This window comes from Clostridium puniceum (genome assembly GCF_002006345.1).
GTDB classification, from domain to species: Bacteria; Bacillota; Clostridia; order Clostridiales; family Clostridiaceae; genus Clostridium; species Clostridium puniceum.
The window spans coordinates 1-21,212 of record NZ_LZZM01000235.1; the positions used below are offsets into that span (position 1 = coordinate 1).

The following is a 21,212-nucleotide window of genomic DNA, read 5'->3' on the forward strand; positions in this document are numbered from 1 at the left end:
ACATTTATGTATAGCTCCTTGCTATCATTGTTGTGTGGTAACTCAATTATAACAAGGATTTATCATAAATGTTTTTTTATTTTTATTCAGTTGTAAAATTATTCAAGCATTTTTGCACTATTATAGTATTAATAAAAAATATTGTAATAATATCAATTAAAGTAGGAAATATACTCTATGCAAGGTACGAAATTATTAGTTATAATTTGAATGGATATAAATATGAAGAAAAGGATGAAGTGAAAATGGAAGAAAACACAGGTTTAGAAAATTTAAGTGCAGAAGAAATATGGGAGAAGCTATACAATAAAGAATTGAATTGTAAGAAAAACATATTAGAATATATAGATATTACGAAAATACTTAAAAAAGGAAATATTGACCCTGAAAAAATTCAAGATACTTATAATTTTATTTATGATAATATAGAGAAAATGTCAGAAAAAGTCAAGCCTAATACTATTATGCATTTGCAAAATGAGTTAAAGGCTCAGCACGGAAAATATGTAGTGATAAAGGAACCTAAAATAGAAAGCACTTTTATAAGGTTTTTCAGAGAAGCATATCCAGCAAGTACTAGAAGAAAAGATTTTACATGGGTTATAATGGATATTAACAATATAGTAGAGGAACAAATTTGGACTACTTTAATTCATATTAATAGGGAGTATATATGTAAGAGAATTAAATTAACCAGTGAAGAAAAAGAAGATATTATTAAAATGATAGAAAAATTAATTGGAAAGAACAATATAAAGTATGTTAATCAAATAAAGAGTTTAGATAAAGTACTTAATAATTTAAATGTTAAAATTGTAACTGAAAAAGATAAATTTAAAGTTAAGAAATTATAGAATTTTGAAGAGTCTGAAGGTAGGTGAAATCTAACTTTAGACTCTTTAATATGTTAAGTTATATTATTGCTACAAGGAATCTTTCTATAAAATATATACTTATTTTATAGAAAATGATGTTATTGTAATAAATTGTACTTTTTTTTAGCGTGAAAAGAATATTGCTATAATATCATCGGAAATATATAAATTATTTGTCTTATTATGTATCAGGATTGATATTTCGTGCTATAGCTATTTACTTAAGTTAAATATAATGACAATATATCATTAATAAGTAGATAAAATTTGATAAGGAGGATTAAATAATATGGTTAAAGGGTTAGTTTTTAGAGGAAGAATATTACTTTTGACATTGTTTTTTATGATAATTACTGTAGTAGGAAATATTAACGTTTTTGCAGCTACTAATAGTAAAACTACCATGCGCAACATTACATCATTACAACTTGTTAAAGATATGGAACTTGGCTGGAATTCAGGGAATACATTAGATGCTGTGGGAGGAGAAACTAATTGGGGAAATCCTAAAACAACAAAGGCAATGATTGATAAGATAAAAGCATCAGGCTTTAATACGGTAAGAATTCCAGTAACTTGGGATGGTCATGTGGGTTCAGCACCTAATTATACCATTGATAAAAAATGGTTAAATAGAGTCGAGAATGAATAAAAAATAATAATTAAAAAAATAATAAAAAGAAGTAAGATAAAAAAATATAAGAACTAGCAGTTATATAGAAATAAAGCTGCTAGTTTTTTAGTGAAATTTTTTAGATAAATATAAGTAATTATGGTAATATAACAATATACAAATAATAATAAGAGCATATATAAATTAGCGTAATATGGAGAATTTTATGGGGAAAGATAATTATATATCATATACTATTAATGGAATAAAAGAAGTTTTAGAAAAAAATGAATATAGAAGAAAAAGATATAATAAGGATATGGAATGGTTTCAAGAGCGAAAAAAGATATTTACAGGTGATATAATAAGAGTTGCTATTATGGGAATAACAAGCAGTGGAAAATCAACTTTAGTAAATACACTTTTATGTGAAAAGATTTTACCTATGGCCATAAGACCAAGTTCTAGTATTATAATTACAGCATCAAAAGGTGAAAAAAGACAAGCTATTATTTATTTTAAAGATAGAAATCCAGAAATAATAGAAGGAAATAATTTGAATGAAGAAACTATAAAAGAATATGCAGATGAAAACAGAAATTCTAATAATAAATTAAATGTAACTCAAATTGATATTACTACACCTGATTTTTTATTAAATGAAAATATACATATAATAGATAGTCCAGGTTTAGATGCGTGGGAATTAGAAAGTCACGAAAAATTGACTTTAGAAATATTACTGCCAACTATAGATATCTGCATATTTTTAACTACAGTTAAGGCCAATAGTGATGAAGTAAATGCTGAAAAAATTAAAATTGTAAATGAAAAAGAAAAGCAAATAATTTTAGTTCAAAATATGATAGATTCTATTGAAGAGAAGCTTGGCAAAAATGGGATAGTTGAAGAAGATAAATCTATTATTTTAAAAAAGCATAAGAGAAGGGCAGAAAATCTTTTAAGAGAAGGAACTAATAATAATGGTTTTGAAGTTATTCAGATATCTGCACTTAATGGATTAAAAGGAATTATAAATAAAGATGATGAGCTATATAAAAATTCTAATATTAAAGGATTTATAGGAGCTGTAGAAAGCTGTACTAATAATATTTTTCCGAGTCTTAATAAACAAAGAGCAGGAAGTTTTATTGAAAGAATTAACGATATAATTAATACTGATAAAGAAATAATAAGTGGAAATGATATAGAAAGAATAGATGCATTAAGGAATGTTAGAACTGGAGATATTAATGAACTTGCTGAAAATTTTCAAAATGCACAGGAAAAGATATTAGGAAAAATTAAAGAAATTGAAGAAGTTATTTTAAATACAATAAATGAAATCAGTAATTCTACTTCAGAAGAATTTGAAAGCTACTTAAATATAGTGGAGAAAATTAACAATAAAAATTTATATATTGAAAGTGATATTTTGGATATAGTTAAAGAATGTGAAAAGAAGAAAAATGAAGTGTACCAAAAACTTAATTTAGATACACGACACAGTTATTCCTTACCTAATATGGAGAGTAATAATATATATGTTAAACATAAGTATGAAGAAAAGACTATGCTGTTTAAAAAAGAAGGCGTATTAAATAGAGGGAAGAGATTATTATCAAATATATTTGATAAAGAATGGGGATATAAGGAAGTAGAATATGATGAAAAAGTAGTGGATAAAGAAGCTACTATAGAAATAGCAAATGATGTATGCAATCAAAATATGATGCATTATTTAAATATTTTAAAAGAATGGAGTATCCAGTATAATAAATCCATAAATATCTTTTATGATGAAGCAAGTAAGAGAACAGAAGAATATGAAGAAAAGAAGAATCAAAAAATTGAAATTTATGATATAGAAGATGTAAATAAGAATTTGACAAGGATCAAAGAGGAACTTAAAAACTTAAGTTTTGACATAAAAAAGGAATTAAAAGTAGCAACTCATTTACAAGAATTGAGTGAGTTATATTCTATTTCAAAAATTCAGTATAACCTTTATAAGCTAGGTAATGAAGTGTTAGAGAGAAATTATTTAATTGTAGGTAATTATATAAAAGAAATAAATAGAAAGAAATTAAACAATGAAGCAGTTGAAATTTTTTGGACATGGGATATAGAAGCTTGTCACCAATTTGCTTCGAGAGCATTTGGGATTAATTTAAATGAAGATGAATTAGAAACAATAAAAAGAGAAGGAGTATATTTCGTTAATAATTCCATAATTGTCTATGAATTATGTAAAGATAAACTTAATTTTTATACGATCATAAAAAAAATTAAACAAAAACCTTATATTATTTTTATTATATTCAATGGAATTCAAATAGCAAATTCAAAGAAACAGATTTTAGAGAGCTTGGTTTTAAATTATTTTATAAAAGATAATCATAATTTAATTATAAATTTAGTTATAGACTCATGTAAGGTATTTGTAAATGCTAATAATGTGGGTGAACTTTTAGTAGAAGTTAATAATTTAAAAGTTAGTGTTACGAATAAATTTGATGAAGTTAAATATGGATATGTATTGATTAATTCTAAAAATCCAATATATAATATGGCATTAATAGAAAGTCAGGAAAAAGATAAATTTATAATAAGTGATTATAGAGATATAAAAGAAAAACTATTTGGAAATCCTTTGTCAAGAGGTTCGGAGGAAAAAGAAACTCTAGAGGAAATTTTAAGTTATTTTCTAAATAGAGAAATGGTAAAGAATAGAGTATAATAATTCAATTTTTGAAGGAAATTGTACTATAATTATTAAATGTTCATTGCTCACACAGTATTTTAAGGAGCATTAAGTGTTAACTGAGAAAAGGAGTATGACTATGGAAGATAAATCAATTTTAATTCAAAGTGATGAAGTTACAAAAAATATAATGAACGAAATTCAAGAAGATATGATAAATTCACTTTTAAAAGTATCTAGAAATATGTCGGAAGATGTAATAGAAAGGTTAAGGCCTATTGAAAAGAAAATTAATGATCTAAAGGGAAATTTTCAACAATTTCAAGAAGAAGAATTTGAGGAAAAGATTGAAGAGTTAAATAGCAGTATATTGAAAATACCAAAATTTATTGAGGGCTCAATAGAGGGAGCAATTAATAACATTGTGAAGGAGCAAAACAAATCGCTTTTTCAAGCAATAGAAGAAAGATTGGCTATTTTAGGATTGAAAATAGTAAAAGATGCAATAAATACTAAAGAAGCTATCTTGAATAAAATAGATGATATTAATTTAAATAAGATTGAGGAAAAAGTAGACATAATAGAAAGAGCTGTAGAAGAAAAGGCAGCTGTATTAGAGAAATCGATAGAAGATAATAATGATAATAGCAAGGCTATTTTAAATAAAGTTAGAAGTATTAATGATAAAATAGAAGATAAGGATGCAATGATAGAACTGATAAATAATATGCAAGAGGAACTTAGCATTAAGATGGAAATTATACAAGAAGAAGTAGAATGGGGAAATAAGTCCTTCTTTGTTAGACTTTTTGGAAAGAGGAGATAAAAAATCATGACATATATGGATTTAATACACGATGAGAGATTTAATAGATTATTAGAAAAATATCTTAATAGTGAAAGTCAAGGTATAGATTATAAAGAATATTTTAACCACTTTAGTGAAAATTTAAATAAGAAAGAAATAATTGTTCCTGTATTAGGTATTCAAGGGGCGGGTAAAAGCAGTTTTTTGAATTCTATTTTAATGGAAGATAATATATTACCAACAGATGTTGATGAAACAACTTGTGTACCAGTTGAAGTTAGATATGGAGATAATGTTAATAAAGCCACAATATATTATTTAAATGGTCACAAAGAAAATGTAGGTATAGAAAATTTGGAGAAGTATGTACATAATGATTATAATAGGGCAAATAATCTTCAAGTTTCTAAAATAGTATTATATAACAAAAGTGAAGTTTTAAAGGATAATATTGTACTGGTAGATTTACCTGGAGTTGGAAGTCTAACTCCTGAGAATCAAAGAACTACATTAGAATATGTAAATAAATTAGTTGCTGGGATTTTTATGATAAGAACAAATCCTCCAATTACAAGAACAGAAAAAAATTTTATAAATGCTTTATGGCCGAAGTTGTCTAATACTATCTTCGTTCAAAATAAGTGGAATGATGAAAGCTCAGAAGATGCAAAGGAAGCAAAAGAGCACAATGAAGGGGTGTTAAGTAGTATAAGCTATGCCCATAATCAAGATAAAGAAATTAATGTTAATGTAGTGAATGTTTATGAGGCTGTTAAAGCTAAATTTACTAAAGATAAAGACTTGTATGATAGATCAGGAATAGTTAATGTTATAGAAGCTATAAGAAATATTTCAAAAGAATATAATAAAGAGTTAATCATTACTTTGAGTCAAACGGTTTATGAAGCCTTAAAAAATATTAATGATAAAATAGAAACTTATAAGATTTTAGCTTTAAATGAAAGTAATGAAAATAGCTCAGAAAAAGAAGAAAAAATTAAAGAAATTAAATTAATACTTTCTGAAAATAAGAAAAAAATAAGAAGCTGTAGATTTTATGCAGAAGAGGAATTAGAAAATATAATTGAAAATTCGTCTAAGATAATAAAAGAAAACATTGAAAATTTAAGATTGGATTTAAGAAGAATTGTAAATAAAGGAATAGTAGATGGTAATAGGCTTAGTTTAATATATAAAGATATATCAGATAAAGCAATTAATAACATAATGGATGATGTTTTAGCTTTAATTAGTAATCTTATAAAAAAATTAAATACTGAACTTGGAGATATAACTGTAAAAGGATTTGATGGAACTTATGAAAACATATCATTTTTTAATAAAGAAAGTTCTATTAAATTTGAAAAGTCTCTTCCAACTGCGCTTGGATTATCAACTGGCATAGTTGGAACTATTGGAGCAATGGGAATACTCGGACCAGCAGGAATTCTTGTTGGTATGGGAATAAGTTTAGCATTCTCTCTGATAGGAGATCATATGCGAAAGAAAATAGTAGAAAATAGAGCAAGCTATACGTTAAAAGATTTAGAACCGATGATAGAAGATTTTGAAAATTATTTAAAGGAAGAAATTATTGGTGACTTAAGAGCTAAGGGACAAGAAGTAGATGAATCAATAAAGGAGTTAAAAAGTAATTTAGAAAAAACTTTTAAAGATGATATGGAAATTATAGAAAGGCAATATGAAACATCTTATAATGAAGAACATATTTTAGAATTTGAAGAAGATTTGAGACTTTTAAAAGAAATGATAAGCGGGATAGAGGACTAAAAGGAGATATAAAATGGATATTTTTAAAAGCTGCGTTGATAGGCAAAAAAGAATTGATAAAGTTGTTAATATTCTTGGAAATGATGATATTACAGCTAAGAATTTATTGATAAAAGATAGAATAATTAATCCAGCTCATTATGTTGTTATGTTAGGAGAAACAAGTTCAGGGAAAAGTGCTATAATAAATAGCATATTTGATAAAAAAATATTAATTGAAAGTGTTAAGCCAACTACAGGAGCTGTTACTGAAGTTGTAATAGATAATGAAGTAGAAGAAGTATTAATTGCTATAAAAAAAGACTCAAGTATTGAAGTTTTAGATAAAGATAATTTTGAAGCTTTTACAGCAAAACCTAGTGAAGATTTGCACAGATTGAAATATGTAGGAGTATGTAAAGAAGCTAAATACAATGGAATGAGACTTTTTGATACTCCGGGATATGGCTCACTTATAAGTGAGCATGAAGAAGTTTTAAAAGAATTTATACCAGAAAGTGATTTCATCGTTTACGTTGTTTCTTACAGAGTAGGACTTGGTGATGATGATTTTCAATTTTTAAAATATGTTGGTGAAATTATAAATGACAAGGTAGAAGTTATTTTAGCTATAAATATGTGTCCCAATGATGTTCAAAAAGATAATAAGAGAATAAGAGAGATTCAAAAAAGTGTTAATGAATGTATTCATAGAGATGTAAAAACATTTTTTATAGAAAGTAGCAGCGAAAAAAATCCAGAAACAAGTGAGCTTTGGGATTACATTTATCAAAGAGTTAATGATTCTAAGAAGAAAGAAGAACTTTCACAAACATTAAAAAATTACCAAAATTATGTATTAGGTGAATGTGATATAAAAATCAATTCTAAAATTGCTAACATTCAATGTGAAAAAGAGGATGTTGAAAAAAGAATAAGTATAATTAAGGAATTTTTAGATAAAGAGGAAAATATACTTGGAACTATAGATGAAGAATTTGCAAGAATAAAAGTAAAAGCCATAAAACTTATAGACAAATCCGATATAAAGGTTAAAGAATTAATCGAAGAGTATATTTATGATGAAAGTAAATGGTCTAAGAAGGAAGAAACTTGCGCTTTAATGCAGCATTATTATGTTCCAAAGCTTACTAATAAAGAAACAGAAAATTTACTTAACTATATTGAAGATGAAATTATTTCACTAGATAGAATGATTGATAATATGTTAAATTCAGAAATTACTAAATTAGAAAACAGTGTAAAAATAAATGTACCTTCTTACACTAAGGTTATGGAAGGAATTATTGAAAAGCATATTGGAGATGCAATAAAACAGGCTATGGGAGAAATGTTTAGAAAAACTGTAAAGAAAAGACCAGGAAAGGTAAAGAAATATAATATATATAGCAGAAATTTAAAGAAGTTAACTAATGCATTTGAAAAATCATCTATTGGTGAAATTAATAATAATTTAAATAACTTATTAAAAACAGTAAAAGCTACATCTTTAAAAGGAATTACAGAATACTTAAATGTTTTTACGGATTCAATATTTTTCTTACATGATTCTTTAACTTGGCAAAAGACAATATCAGATATATCAATGGAAGCTATAGATAATTGGGCCAATGATTTAGATAAAGCTATAAGAAAATATTTAGATGAATTAAAGGAAACTAATAAAGAGGAAATTACATCTTTATTCGAAGAGTTAAATGAAGAATTTAGTAGTAATGAAAAGGAATTAGAAAATATAAGTTCAGAGGAATTAGTGAGACTTAAAAAAGAAATAGAATTTTTAATACACAAATGTTTGCTTATAACTTTGTAAAAATAACATTTATATATAAGTACGGTAGGGTAAGAGTAACTATTTGACTTAGCTAAAGTTAAATAGTTACTTTTTGTTTTAAGTTATATTATGTAGTAAAATAGTAATAGTGTAATAAATTAAAGCGTGTGAATTTTTAGTAAGGATAAAAATACTGAGAAATTTAAGGATGAGAGGAATGAGGAATTATGACTATAATTTTATTTTAAGATTAAGCATTACTTGGAAATTAACATAGTAAAATATATAAGATATATTTAAATGATAATTTTTGTTATATAGATGATTTTTTATAATTATATTTAAGTGATTAATAAATAAGCAAGGAAAATAGGAGTAAATTAAATGAGTGAAAATAATGAAGCTAAAATGATTAAAAAATCAATGAAGAAAGACTTTAACAAACTAGGAATTACATTGATAGCGCAAGAGATAATTGCTAATGCAGTTATATTTATAGTTTTTATAGGGGCAATGCTTGTTAGGATAATAAAAGACCGGGGAGCTAGTTCGGCAGATTTAGAGCAAATGGTTAAAAATCCTAGCTATCTTGGATTATTAAGTATATTTTCTGTTATAATTGCATTTATTCCAATTTTAATTTATAGAGGCAATAAATTTTTTCAGTATGATTTAAAAGTTGAAAATAAAAAATTTACTTTAAAGACTGTAATTATAGGTTTTATTTTTGTGTTAGCGGTAAATAATGCATTAGGATTATTTGCAGCAGTCCTAGAAAGTGGACTTAATTTAATTGGATTAAGTGCTGCTTCTGCTTTGGAGGATTTAGAAATATTAAATCAATCAACAATATCTATGATTATATATACATGTATAATAGCACCAATATTTGAAGAACTTCTTTACAGAGGAGCAGTTCTTAGAAGTTTTGAGAAGTATGGAAGAAGATTTGCAATTTTAATTTCAGCAATATTATTTGGTTTGATGCACGGTAATTTTTATCAAATATTTATGGCTGCAGGAATTGGTATTATATTAGGTTATTTAGCAACTGAATATTCAATTAAATTAACGATTATATTGCATATAATAAATAATACATTTGTTGAATTAACAACACAATTTGGTTCTAATGTGAACGAAAATGTAGGGAATATTATGAATATAAGTATGATAGGTATCTCTTTAATTATATTAATAGCTGCTTTTATTCGTAATAGAAATTTCATTAAGGAATGGCTAGAAAATAATAGAATGGGAAAAAAGATTATGTTAAGATTTTTTACTTCTATTACAATAATTATAATAGTTGCAGTTGATTTTATTATGGTGGTAAGTGGTATTAAGACTATTTCTTAAAGTTTGGACAAATTAAAGTTATTTAAAGTTAAACAGCAGTCATTTACTGAACTTACAAAGTATTTATTTAAATAATTAAAGGATAAAGCAGTCTGAGTAAACTTTATACTTTAATTATAATTATATAAAAGAACTTTTATATAAAGTTAATATTAATATGAAATGGTAATAAAAATACATTTACATTAGTTTAATAGTAGGATATAATTTTCAATGAAATTATTACTAGGGGTGCCTTAAGGCATATTAAAAGAAATAACAAGTCAGCATGCTAGTCTACTTTCCTTCAAGAGGAAACTCGACTCGTATATACTCACTGAGTAAGTGATTCACACAAAATCATAGATTGCACTGTGTGAAAGTTTGAGAACCCAAATACAAGATTTGGACTCTCACTTTTGATTCTCTACTTATTAGCATGTTCACTTAATAGTCTAATATGAGATAAGCATACTTCTTCGTCTGAAGAAAAATATACACATAAAAAAGAGTAGCTATGCTGTATATAAGAACATCTCATCGCATTATGGAATTGTTATTTTCTATTCATATGTCTAAAAAGCTGAGAGAGCATTTGCTTGACCCTTTGAACCTGAAGTGGTTAGAACCAACGCAGGGAAGTGAGTTTGTCTATTATACTAACTTTACATTGAAAAATAGTAAATTTATATAAGAAATAGTTCAAGCTTTCTATCTTTGTGATGGAAGGCTTTTTTTAGTTAACAATGAACAGTTAACAGTAATTATGTCTATAGCTGTTAGCTATATAAATGGGAGATGATAAAAGATGCTTGAATTTAAAGATGTTACTTTTAAATATACAGAAGATGATTATACCATGTTAAAAAACTTATCATTTTCTGCTCAAAAAGGTGAATTCATTTCAATTATAGGTGCTAGTGGATGTGGTAAAAGTACTATATTTAGATTAATAAATGGATTAGAAAAAATGCAGAGTGGTGAAATTTTCGTAAATAAGGCATCCATTAGAAATATGAAAAATTATAGTGCTTATATGCCTCAAAAGGATTTGCTTTTTCCATGGAGAACCATAGGCGATAATCTTTCACTTCCATTAGAAATAAAGAAAATTTCTAAAACTAATAGAGAAAAAAACGTAATTAATATTCTTAAAGAAGTTGGACTTTTAGAGTATAAGGATAAGTTTCCTAAAGATTTATCTGGCGGAATGAAGCAGAGGGTATCTTTTGCAAGAACACTTTTAACTGGATCAGAATTATTACTTTTAGATGAACCTTTTAGTGCATTAGATTCACTTACAAAAATTTCAATGCAGGAATGGCTTTTAGAAGAATGGCAGAGGTTTGATAAAACTATATTGTTTATAACTCATGATGTTGAAGAGGCTATTTTCCTTTCAAAATCAATATTTGTAATTCAAGATAGACCTATAACTCATATGGAAAGAATAGAAATTCCCTTAGATTATCCGAGGAGTAGAAGTGATCTACAAAAACCTGAAATCATAGAATTAAAAGAAAGCCTTATAAGCAGACTTAGACAGAAGGTGAATATATGAAAAAGAATTTACCATCAATTATGTTAATGATATTTCTAATTGGACTATGGCAAATTATTGCTATGATAATAAATGCCCATTATATATTACCTTCACCAACACAGATTTTAGTAAAATTATGGATACTTAGAGAGCCGTTACTTATGATACATTTACCAGCTACCATGGAAGTAACAGCAATTGGGCTTATTTTTTCAGTTATTTTTGGATTAGCTCTTGCAATATTAATGGATATGAATGAGAAAATAGAAGATGCATTATATCCAATCATAATAGCATCACAAACGATACCAACAACAGCCATTGCGCCTCTTTTTGTACTTTGGTTCGGATATAGTATATGGAGTAAGGTTTTGGTAACAATATTAATAACATTTTTTCCGATAACCATATCAGTTTATGATGGATTTAAGGCTACCAAAAGAGAAATGGAAGAGCTTTTAATAACTTATGGTGCAAGTCAGAAAGACATCTTTATAAAGCTTAAGATTCCAACCGCAATGCCGCATTTCTTTTCAGCAATAAAAATGGCAGTGCCGCTTAGTATAATTGGAGCAGCAATAGCTGAATGGCTTGGAGCACAAAGTGGACTTGGATATTTTAGCAAAAGAATGATGAGCCAGCTAGATGGAGCTGGAGTATTTGCACCTATTGTATTATTGTCAGTGGTAGCAATGATTGTAGTTGCAATTATAAATATACTTGAGAAAAAAATAATTAACTGGAGAAAGGAGATTTAATTATGAATAAAAGAATTTTAGTTTTTGCAATGTCATGTTTAATGACATTTGCAATGGTAGGCTGCAATAAAACAGTAACGAAATCAGAAACAAATGAAAAGAAAGAGCTTGAGGAGGTAAGTGTTGTTTTAGATTGGTATCCTAATGCAGTTCATAGTTTTATTTATACAGCTATTGAAAAGGGATATTATGAGCAAGAAGGAATAAAGGTAAATATTCAATTCCCTTCAAATACAAATGATGCAATTGCACTTACTGCAGCAGGAAAAGCTGATCTAGGAATTTATTATCTACAAGATGTTGCAATGGCAAAGGGAAATGAAAATATTCCTGTAAAGGCTGTAGGTACAATTGTTCAATCACCTTTAAGTGTAGTGATTTCCTTAAAGGATAAAAATATTAAGGGAGCAAAGGATCTTACTGGCAAGAAAATAGGTTATGCTGGAACAGCGCTTTCTGAATCCATTATTTCTACAATGCTTGAAAATATAGGGCAAAAGAAAGAAGCAGTTCAGACAGTTGATGTAGGATTTGATCTTATGAGCTCAATGACAACTGGAAATGTAGATGCAACTATAGGCGGTTTTATAAATCATGAAGTTCCAGCTTTAGAATCTCAAGGCGTTCAAGTGAATTACTTTTCTCCAACAGAATATGGAGTTCCTAACTATTATGAACTTGTATTTGTTGCAGGGGAAACTAATCTTAATAAGAATTCAGATAAGATAAAGAGATTTTTAAAAGCATCTAAAAAAGGTTTTGATGATATGAAGGCTAATCCAGATGACTCACTTAAAATATTAATCAAGAATCAAAATACAGAAAATTTTCCACTTACTGAAAGTGTTGAAAAGAAGAGTTTGAATATTTTAATTCCAGTGATGGAAACTAAAGATGCAGAATTTTTAGAACAAGATAAAAAAGTGTGGCAGGATAATATAGATTGGCTTGCAAAAAAGGGATTACTTAAGAAGTCATTTGATGCTTCAGAGGTTGTTGAAAATTTAAAATAGTCATATGAACTAAAGTAACGGAGAAAATATTTTTGTATTATTTCTCCGTTATTTTTTATATGTATTAGTAATTATAATTTTGAGAATTGAAACATTAGTTTTAGAAGTAGGGGGGTATTTGAGTTGATAGATTTGGTTAATTTATATAACAAAATGTAAAAAGTAATTCTATTATGTTATAAGTTTCATAATATTTTGACTATATTTCAAAAAAGTGTATAATATATAATGTATATGTAATTTCTATATATTAAAGTAAATATTGACTTAATTTATTATTTTATACAAATTATAAAAGTAATATTTTTGCTAAAGTTAAAAATTCAATATTAAAAACCAAAAAAGAAGACATTTTTTGCTACTTGTAAAAGCGCGAGAAATATCCGAAGAAATTAAAAAATGTATTAAATGCAGAATTATGGAGGATTTATTATGGGGTTAGAACTACTTAGAAATGAAGAGAAAAGAATGAATTTTTTTATGTTTTTAATAAACATTGCAGTACCATTTGTAGCATTTATTTTTGTAAAGTATTTTTTAAATGGAACTATTCGAGATAGTGCTATATTTTTAGTGGCTGGTGCTGGTATATTAGTAAAATTGTTTGAAAAAGTACTTAATAAATATGCAAAATATTGTTATATATCACTTCTTCCTTTAATAGGAGGTTTTGTATTAGGGTATACAGGTGATGGGCTTTTCGGTGCCATGACTCAAGCTTATTTTTTAATGTTAATATTAGCTGTTGCCTACTATGATAAAACTGTAGTAATTGTAAATGCATCTGTTACGGTAATAGGAAATTGTATTTTTGGAATAATTTATAAAGATGCATTTCTTATAATGTACAGTTTACCAGTATGGATATATATATTGCTAGAATTTGTATTGGCATCTTTGATAGCTACTATCGTAGCTGGTAGAACTTATAATTTATTTTGTAATATTGAACAAAAAGAAAAAGAAGCTTCAAAGCTTTTAAAATATCAAGAAAAACTTATGATGAACGTAAGACAAATATTTAATACCTTAAAACATAGTTCTAGTTTTATTTATAGTTCTTTAAATAATTTTAATGCATCTTCGCAACAAATTTCTAACTCTTCACAACAAATTGCTGCTGGTTCAGTAGATCAATGTAAAGAAGTTGAGGGAAGTATAGAAATTTTTAATGAGTTAGCAAAAAGAATTGCAACTGCAGAAGATGAAATTAATAATACAACTAAAAGTATGAATAGCTTAAAACAAAATAATAATTCAGGAGTGTCTGCTATAGAAGAACTTTCAAATAAGTTTCATGAAAACCAAAGATCAACAATTAGTGTATCTGATGAAATTGATAAGTTATATCAAAAATCAAACTCAATAGGAAGTATAGTAGATGCAATTAATGGTATAGCAGAGCAAACTAATTTACTTGCATTAAATGCAGCAATAGAAGCTGCAAGAGCAGGGGAATCTGGTAAAGGATTTGCAGTGGTTGCTGATGAAATAAGAAAACTAGCTGAACAATCATCAATTTCAACAAAAAAAGTAGACGATATTTTAGTAGAAATAATAAGTATAATTAATAAAACACAAAGCACAATGAAATATAATAAAAATATTATGAATGAATCTAACGAAAAATTAACGGTAACAGTTAATTCTTTTAACTCCATTATATCTTCTTCAGATGACATTATGAAATTAATAGATATGTTAGATATTGAACTTAAAGATATAAAAAAATTGAAAGATACTTCCGTAAAATCTATGGATAAGTTATCATCTATTTGTACTGAATCTACTGCGTTAATAGAAGAAGTAAGTGCTTCTATTGAAGAACAATCAGTTTCAGTAGAGACTCTTGTTAAATCTATGGATGAAGTTCAAGATACGATTGATAATTTATCTAACCTTCTTAATGAAGATAATGGAAAATAAAAAATACTATATGGCCTGTAAATATTCGTAGATATATGTAAAATAGTATTTATTTACGAATTAATATAATATAAAATTGACGTTTTATCTCATATAATGTAAAATGATACTGTAAATACCATATGTAGAGTATGGTATTTTTATATTATTAATAAATATTTTTTATATAAAGTTAAAAATCTATGGAGGTGCAATAGAGTGAAAAATTGTAATGTTACTATTAAAGATGTAGCTTACTATCATCCAGATAACTTAGTAAGCAATGAGTATTTCATAGAACACTTTGACAAGCAAGGTAAGGACATCAAGAATCTATTAGAAGTTACAGGAAGAGAATACAGATACATTTCCGATGATCCTAATGAAACCATATTAACTATGGGAATTGAAGCAACCAATAATGTCATAAAAAAGACTAAGATTGATCCGAGTGAATTGAATTTAATAGTTTTTTCAACCAGTACACCAGAATATATATCCCCTTCTAATGCTTTAATAATCCACAATTCAATTAGAGCTGGTCAAAAAACAGCTATATATGATTTAAATGCAAATTGTGCTGGTATGCTTGTAGCATTAGAACAAGTTAGCCGTTCTATGAGGGACAATCCTCGTATTAAATATGCACTTATTGTTGGTTCAGATCAGCTTAATAGATTTTCAAGATTTAATGAAGCTATATCATATGCAAATTTTGGTGATTCTGCTTGCGCAATTATTTTGGAAAATGTTTCGAATTCAGATAGCGGATTTATAGATTCTGACTCATACACTAATTCAAGTAACCATGATAAAATTCTATTGCCCGCCAAAGGATTTTCTTCAGTTATCCATAATAAAAGACTCAGCATAAAGGACAAGTTAGTAAAGTGGTCACCATTTAACTTGGAAGGTGCGTTTTTTAGTGCTAAGATATCAATAGAAGAATTAATTTCTAGAAATAATCTTACGAAAAAAGATATAAAAAAATATTTTTTATCACAATTTGCCAAGAAAAATATCGATTATGTATGTGAACAATTAGACGAAGATCCTGAAAAATTTATTTTTGTTGGTGATGAATTTGGATATACTGGTACCACAAGCCCAATATTAGCATTTGCAAAAACTATTGAGAATAATGAACTTACAAAAGGAGATTACGTAATTTTTTGGACAGTTGGTGCTGGTGTTACTTGCTCATGTATATTATATAGATACTGATAATTGATTTATAAAGATTAAATCAGGATTTAAAAAGAAAATAAAAGTTAATGATTATAGAATATTCAGAACTAATACATAATAAGGTTAAAAATTCTAAGTTGTTTATTATAATTAGAACAAGACATATGTTGCTAGTAGTCAGAAGAGATGAGATAGCTAGATTAACTAAAGGTTACTCAATAAATAAAGCACTCTATAAAAATAAGGGATTATTAAAGAAATCTTCTGATGAATCCGAAGTTATTGAAAATTTTAAATACATAAATAGAAAATAATGAGTAAAACAGATATTATACATACTTTACCCATTATTTTTTATTTTCTTTGGAAAAGATTAAATTATTTGTAGATACAGAAAATTATGAATTTATAATTAAATAAATTTGTAACTACTGAAAGTGCTAAAGCATTTTATGAAAAGTCTTTGAAAAACAATGAGAGTGATAATATTATTCAAAATTCTAAAGAAAGTAAGAGAACCAAATTCGGTTCTCTTAAAAAATATCATTATATCAAAATATCAAAAATGCTTGAAAGTTTATTAACTGCTAATTCTAACATGTCTTGATGTTTTTATTTCTATATGGGAGTCTCCAGGAATATTTTCTATAAATCTAAGAAATTTAATAATTTTATTATCTCTTTTTAATGCTTCAAGACTATAATAATGTGTTGCTAATTCACGATTAGTAAACAAAGCGTGAATTTGTTTATGACAAGTTGTACATAAAGAGAGAGTTTGGAATTTTTTTCCGCCTTTTTCCAAGGGGATTAAATGATGTTTAGTTATTATAGAAACACTTCTATTGCATAATTCACATACGTGGATTTCTGTCATAAAGTCCTCCTCTTAGTTATTAGCTTTTTACAACTAAATTATATCAAATTCACAGATAAAATCAAATTTTATTACAAAGTTTAACTATAATTTTACATGAAATTTTAGAAATATAATACAAGTATAAAACAAACTTTTAAAAAAAAAGTTTGTTTATTTATAGACAAAATAAAAATAAATAGTATAATTACATTAGTGGTTACATTTATGTTGAAAGGATTGAATGTTATGGATATAAAATCAAATGAATTATTTTGGAGCGCAGCAATAGATGAAGTTAAAAAAGGATATGTAGAAACAGAAGAAGACTATAAATGCATAATTTGCGCGGAAACATTTCAAAAAGGACGTATATATCAAATAGAATCAGAACTTTTTGAGGCAAGAAAGGTAGCTGATTTTCATATTGAGAAAAAACATGGTTCTATGCTTGAATATCTACTTGGCATGAATTCTGCATTTACGGGAGTATCAGAGGTTCAAAGAGAGTTAATAACATTAATAGCACAAGGATTATCAGATAAGGAAATTGCAATTGAACTTAGGGTGGCAGCATCAACTATTAGAAACCATCGTTATAAGTTAAGAGAAAAAGAAAAACAAGCAAAATTATTTTTGGCAATAATAGATTTACTTTCAAAAAATACCAATAAAAAAATTAATAAGCTTGATAAAGAGGTTATATGTGATTCACACAAAACGGCAACTACTTTAGATGAGAGATATAATATAACTAACAAAGAAAAAGATGATGTAATTAAAGCTTATATGGATGAAAACAAAGGATTAAAAAATTATCCTGCTAAAGAAAAGAAAAAAATTATTGTATTAGAAGAAATCGTTAAAAATTTTACTAAGGAGAAGACATATTCAGAAAAAGAGATTAATAGAATTCTTAGCAGGATATATGGAGATTATGCAACTATAAGAAGGGCTTTAATAGAATATGGATTTATTGAAAGATCAAATGATTGCACTAGTTATTGGGTAAAAGAGTAGATTATTTATTATACAGTATAAGTGGATATCATAAATGATAAAAAGATATTTAAATTTAAACGATGTATAAAAAATTGCTTATAGAGTCCATAAATAGAAAATAAGAAATCATTGGATGAAATAGAGAATATGTTTAATAATAAGATATGTGGATATGGAAAGTGTTTACTTGAAATTGCTATAGACTTTTTAAATAGAAAAAATGCTTTCATGATAAATATAATTGTAATTAAAAATAATTCCATAGCTTATAGCATGTATAAAAGGAGAAGTTTTAAAGAAAAATCAATAATAAATCATTGGAGAAAGGTTAAGTAAATTATTTAAAATTTTTCTTAATAAATATGTAAATCCATATTTATATTTTTATAGATTAGACATTATCAATTATTTTTTAACAGATAAAAAAACTTTACATGAATATTATTAATAAAAAAGCAAATAATATAAACGCAAAAGTTATATTATTTCGAGGTGTTATTTGTGTTTGGGCATAAAAAATAATTATTACACGAAGTGAAAGTTGAAAGGCCAAATCCCCAATATGCAGCATTGATGCAAGAACAATTAGATGGAGGCAATAGGAAATTTAAAGCGGCAATGTAACATATTTTAAAAGTTTTAGAATAAAAAATTTAGTAATAAAAATAGAATTATGGTTTATAATTTATAAATAGTTATATATTTCAGTTTAAAAGAGCATTCGTATTTATAGATGCTCTTTATCTTATTATCATATTTTACAGAATTAATAGTATTTATGTAGAAAAATAAAAAAATATTAAAATATAGCTTGAATAAAAATAATAAAGTTAATAGCTATAATTGCCTAAAATCAAAGTAAGAGACTTAATTATAGTATAGAATGTCTAATCATATAACGAAAGATTATAAAAAATCAAAAGAGCGTGTGATAATTACAAATGTATTCGTATTCATAGATCAATTTCCACAAATTTCTTGAATAATAAGAAGTTTTGGAATATTGCTTTTAAAGTGATTAATAATATACAATATCTTTCGTATGATAATATAGGGGGATAACAAATGCTTACAAAGTTTTTAGATGTTTTATTAGGGGAACCTTTAGCAAATGAACAAGGAATTCATGAAAAATATAATATTCCTTTTGGATTGGCAATCATGGCTAGTGATGCAATATCATCTGTTGCCTATGCAGCACAGGAAATTCTTTTTGTTTTAATAGTTCTAGGAGTAGCAGCCTATCAATGGTTAACATGGACTTCATTCATGATTATAGGATTATTAATAATACTAACAATTTCATATATTCAAATTATTAGAGCTTATCCTCAAGGAGGAGGCGCTTATAAAGTTGCAAAAGAAAATATAGGAACTAAGTCAGGGTTATCAGCAGCTGCTGGACTGATAATTAGCTACATACTTACAGTTGCAGTTAGTGCCAGTGCCGGTGCTGATGCTATTATTTCAGCATTTAGTGGTCTAGCAGAATATAAAGTTATCTTTGTTCTAACTATAATTGTAATTTTGACTATATTAAATTTGAGAGGTATAAGTGAGTCTTCTAAAATTTTTGCGATACCTACATATATTTTTATTTTCAGTATGATTTTTATGATACTTTATGGCTTATTTAAGTATTTTGTATTAAATATTCATCCAGAGCCCATGTATTCTGTTCCAAAGGTTACAGAAAATGTGTCAATATTTCTTGTTTTAAGAGCTTTTTCTTCAGGTTGTTCTGCGTTAACGGGTGTAGAGGCTGTAAGTAATTCTGTTCCTAATTTTCAGGAACCAAGTCAAAAAAGCGCAAAAACTGTTATGATATTATTGGCAGCTTTAATATTTTTTATATTTGGAGGGACTTCAGTACTAGCTATATTTTATAAAGCAGTACCAATTGTAAATGGACCTACAGTTGTTTCACAAATAGCTTTTGCTATTTTTAATAATGGAATAATGTATTATATAATACAGTTTAGTACTGCTGTTATCTTACTTATGGCATGTAATACAGCATATACAGGTTTTCCAATGCTTATGTATATAGTTGGAAAGGACGGTTTTGCACCTAGACAATTTACTATTAGAGGAAAAAGGCTTAGTTTTTCTTTTGGAATTGTTGCGTTATCATTTATTGCTTGTGTTCTAGTTATTATATTTAAGGCAGATACACATAAATTGATTCCATTATATGCAATTGGAGTGTTTATATCATTTACTCTAGGTCAATTTGGTATGGTAAACCATTGGAGAAAAGAACGAGATCAAGGATGGAAAAAACGTGCTATTATTAATGGATTTGGAGCTGTTGTTACTTTGTTAACGACAATAATAATTTTAGCTGAAAAATTTAGTGAGGGTGCATTTATAGTTGCTATTTTAATTCCAATTATAATATTAGTTCAGTTAAAAATTAAAAATCACTATGACAAAGTGGCCTCGGGATTAAGTATTAGTCAATTAAATTTAAAAAAAGTAGATTTAAGAACAAAGTACACTCACATTGTAATAGTTCCAATTGCAAGCTTAAATAAAGCAACTATAGGAGCACTTCAATATGCACAAAGCATAAGTGAAAATGTTATTGCTCTTAATATTTCAACAGATAAGGAAGCAATGGAGAAGTTGAAAACTAGATGGAATGAACTGGATACAGATATATTGCTTGTTTCAAAATACTCTCCTTTTAGAGCTGTTGTTACGCCCCTTTTAAAGAATATAGAGTTAATTGCAAATTCAGCAAGTGCAGATGAGAAAATAACGGTAATTGTACCACAATTTATTACAAAAGGACGTTTGGGAGAAGTTTTACATAATCATACAAGTTTATTTATAAGGGAAACTTTATTGAAAAATAATAATATAATAGTATCTACTTTCCCATATCATTTATTAGATGAAGATTCTTTACCTAAGAAAATATAATTTACTAATATATATGTTCTAAAAAATTTTGTTCATTAAGATTTAATTTCTATATTAGAGTGATTGGATAAGACAACCAACTAAATTATGAACTTTCTTAATTAGAACTTATATAC

General features: G+C 26.5%; 16 protein-coding genes and 2 pseudogenes. 17 read left to right on the forward strand and 1 reads right to left on the reverse strand.

The window, feature by feature from the left end; genetic code table 11:
• Positions 1-245: 245 nt before the first annotated feature.
• The 13 genes and pseudogenes from CLPUN_RS25595 to CLPUN_RS25655 all read left to right on the forward strand — a co-directional run bounded on the left by CLPUN_RS25595 (position 246) and on the right by CLPUN_RS25655 (position 16,624).
• The gene (locus tag CLPUN_RS25595; protein WP_077850032.1) at positions 246-854 is read left to right on the forward strand and encodes a hypothetical protein; all 609 of its coding nucleotides are present in this window, start codon (positions 246-248) and stop codon (positions 852-854) included.
• Positions 855-1,164: 310 nt separating this feature from the next.
• A pseudogene (locus CLPUN_RS25600) lies at positions 1,165-1,518 on the forward strand (glycoside hydrolase family 5 protein); the annotation flags it as partial.
• A 196-nt stretch (positions 1,519-1,714) separates the two neighbouring features.
• Positions 1,715-4,228 carry a dynamin family protein gene (locus tag CLPUN_RS25605; protein WP_077850018.1) on the forward strand — a complete coding sequence of 838 codons (2,514 nt, stop codon included), beginning with the start codon at positions 1,715-1,717 and terminating at the stop codon, positions 4,226-4,228.
• Positions 4,229-4,331: 103 nt separating this feature from the next.
• Positions 4,332-5,018 (forward strand): hypothetical protein, encoded by a 687-nt coding sequence (locus CLPUN_RS25610; protein ID WP_077850019.1) that lies wholly within the window; start codon positions 4,332-4,334, stop codon positions 5,016-5,018.
• A gap of 6 nt (positions 5,019-5,024) precedes the next feature.
• Complete coding sequence (locus CLPUN_RS25615) at positions 5,025-6,791, forward strand: dynamin family protein (RefSeq protein WP_077850020.1); 1,767 nt, start codon at positions 5,025-5,027, stop codon at positions 6,789-6,791.
• A gap of 13 nt (positions 6,792-6,804) precedes the next feature.
• Positions 6,805-8,604, forward strand: coding sequence for a dynamin family protein (locus tag CLPUN_RS25620; RefSeq protein ID WP_077850021.1), 1,800 nt, complete (start codon positions 6,805-6,807; stop codon positions 8,602-8,604).
• Positions 8,605-8,949: 345 nt separating this feature from the next.
• Positions 8,950-9,924 (forward strand): CPBP family intramembrane glutamic endopeptidase, encoded by a 975-nt coding sequence (locus CLPUN_RS25625; protein WP_077850022.1) that lies wholly within the window; start codon positions 8,950-8,952, stop codon positions 9,922-9,924.
• Positions 9,925-10,711: 787 nt separating this feature from the next.
• Positions 10,712-11,464, forward strand: a complete 753-nt coding sequence (locus CLPUN_RS25630) for an ABC transporter ATP-binding protein (protein ID WP_077850023.1) — start codon at positions 10,712-10,714, stop codon at positions 11,462-11,464.
• Positions 11,461-12,204 carry an ABC transporter permease gene (locus tag CLPUN_RS25635; RefSeq protein ID WP_077850024.1) on the forward strand — a complete coding sequence of 248 codons (744 nt, stop codon included), beginning with the start codon at positions 11,461-11,463 and terminating at the stop codon, positions 12,202-12,204. The genes CLPUN_RS25630 and CLPUN_RS25635 overlap by 4 nt, the downstream gene beginning before the upstream one ends.
• Positions 12,205-12,206: 2 nt before the next feature.
• Positions 12,207-13,217: an ABC transporter substrate-binding protein gene (locus CLPUN_RS25640; protein WP_077850025.1), complete on the forward strand. Its 1,011-nt coding sequence runs from the start codon at positions 12,207-12,209 to the stop codon at positions 13,215-13,217.
• Positions 13,218-13,649: 432 nt separating this feature from the next.
• Positions 13,650-15,143, forward strand: coding sequence for a methyl-accepting chemotaxis protein (locus CLPUN_RS25645; RefSeq protein ID WP_077850026.1), 1,494 nt, complete (start codon positions 13,650-13,652; stop codon positions 15,141-15,143).
• A 198-nt stretch (positions 15,144-15,341) separates the two neighbouring features.
• On the forward strand, positions 15,342-16,346 hold the full coding sequence (locus CLPUN_RS25650) for a ketoacyl-ACP synthase III (protein ID WP_077850027.1): 1,005 nt from the start codon (positions 15,342-15,344) through the stop codon (positions 16,344-16,346).
• Between the two features lie 50 nt (positions 16,347-16,396).
• On the forward strand, positions 16,397-16,624 hold the full coding sequence (locus tag CLPUN_RS25655; RefSeq protein ID WP_077850028.1) for a hypothetical protein: 228 nt from the start codon (positions 16,397-16,399) through the stop codon (positions 16,622-16,624).
• Positions 16,625-16,890: 266 nt separating this feature from the next.
• On the opposite strand, the gene CLPUN_RS25660 is transcribed toward CLPUN_RS25655, so the two are convergent.
• Positions 16,891-17,187 carry a hypothetical protein gene (locus CLPUN_RS25660; protein WP_077850029.1) on the reverse strand — a complete coding sequence of 99 codons (297 nt, stop codon included), beginning with the start codon at positions 17,185-17,187 and terminating at the stop codon, positions 16,891-16,893.
• Between the two features lie 228 nt (positions 17,188-17,415).
• Here CLPUN_RS25660 and CLPUN_RS25665 point away from each other — a divergent pair, with 228 nt between their 5' ends.
• From CLPUN_RS25665 to CLPUN_RS25680, 4 genes and pseudogenes are all read left to right on the forward strand, one after another.
• On the forward strand, positions 17,416-18,186 hold the full coding sequence (locus tag CLPUN_RS25665) for a DUF2087 domain-containing protein (protein ID WP_077850033.1): 771 nt from the start codon (positions 17,416-17,418) through the stop codon (positions 18,184-18,186).
• Between the two features lie 129 nt (positions 18,187-18,315).
• Positions 18,316-18,504, forward strand: coding sequence for an N-acetyltransferase (locus CLPUN_RS25670; protein ID WP_077850030.1), 189 nt, complete (start codon positions 18,316-18,318; stop codon positions 18,502-18,504).
• A 198-nt stretch (positions 18,505-18,702) separates the two neighbouring features.
• Positions 18,703-18,833: pseudogene (locus tag CLPUN_RS25675) on the forward strand (manganese catalase family protein); the annotation flags it as partial.
• Positions 18,834-19,233: 400 nt separating this feature from the next.
• Positions 19,234-21,096: an APC family permease gene (locus CLPUN_RS25680; protein ID WP_077850031.1), complete on the forward strand. Its 1,863-nt coding sequence runs from the start codon at positions 19,234-19,236 to the stop codon at positions 21,094-21,096.
• Positions 21,097-21,212: the final 116 nt, after the last annotated feature.

Coding starts and splice junctions, on each gene's coding strand:
- CLPUN_RS25595 (WP_077850032.1), top strand. CDS start 246: ATGGAAGAAAACACAGGTTTAGAAAATTTAAGTGCAGAAGAAATATGG.
- CLPUN_RS25605 (WP_077850018.1), top strand. CDS start 1,715: ATGGGGAAAGATAATTATATATCATATACTATTAATGGAATAAAAGAA.
- CLPUN_RS25610 (WP_077850019.1), top strand. CDS start 4,332: ATGGAAGATAAATCAATTTTAATTCAAAGTGATGAAGTTACAAAAAAT.
- CLPUN_RS25615 (WP_077850020.1), top strand. CDS start 5,025: ATGACATATATGGATTTAATACACGATGAGAGATTTAATAGATTATTA.
- CLPUN_RS25620 (WP_077850021.1), top strand. CDS start 6,805: ATGGATATTTTTAAAAGCTGCGTTGATAGGCAAAAAAGAATTGATAAA.
- CLPUN_RS25625 (WP_077850022.1), top strand. CDS start 8,950: ATGAGTGAAAATAATGAAGCTAAAATGATTAAAAAATCAATGAAGAAA.
- CLPUN_RS25630 (WP_077850023.1), top strand. CDS start 10,712: ATGCTTGAATTTAAAGATGTTACTTTTAAATATACAGAAGATGATTAT.
- CLPUN_RS25635 (WP_077850024.1), top strand. CDS start 11,461: ATGAAAAAGAATTTACCATCAATTATGTTAATGATATTTCTAATTGGA.
- CLPUN_RS25640 (WP_077850025.1), top strand. CDS start 12,207: ATGAATAAAAGAATTTTAGTTTTTGCAATGTCATGTTTAATGACATTT.
- CLPUN_RS25645 (WP_077850026.1), top strand. CDS start 13,650: ATGGGGTTAGAACTACTTAGAAATGAAGAGAAAAGAATGAATTTTTTT.
- CLPUN_RS25655 (WP_077850028.1), top strand. CDS start 16,397: ATGATTATAGAATATTCAGAACTAATACATAATAAGGTTAAAAATTCT.
- CLPUN_RS25660 (WP_077850029.1), bottom strand. CDS start 17,187: ATGACAGAAATCCACGTATGTGAATTATGCAATAGAAGTGTTTCTATA.
- CLPUN_RS25665 (WP_077850033.1), top strand. CDS start 17,416: ATGGATATAAAATCAAATGAATTATTTTGGAGCGCAGCAATAGATGAA.
- CLPUN_RS25670 (WP_077850030.1), top strand. CDS start 18,316: ATGTTTAATAATAAGATATGTGGATATGGAAAGTGTTTACTTGAAATT.
- CLPUN_RS25680 (WP_077850031.1), top strand. CDS start 19,234: ATGCTTACAAAGTTTTTAGATGTTTTATTAGGGGAACCTTTAGCAAAT.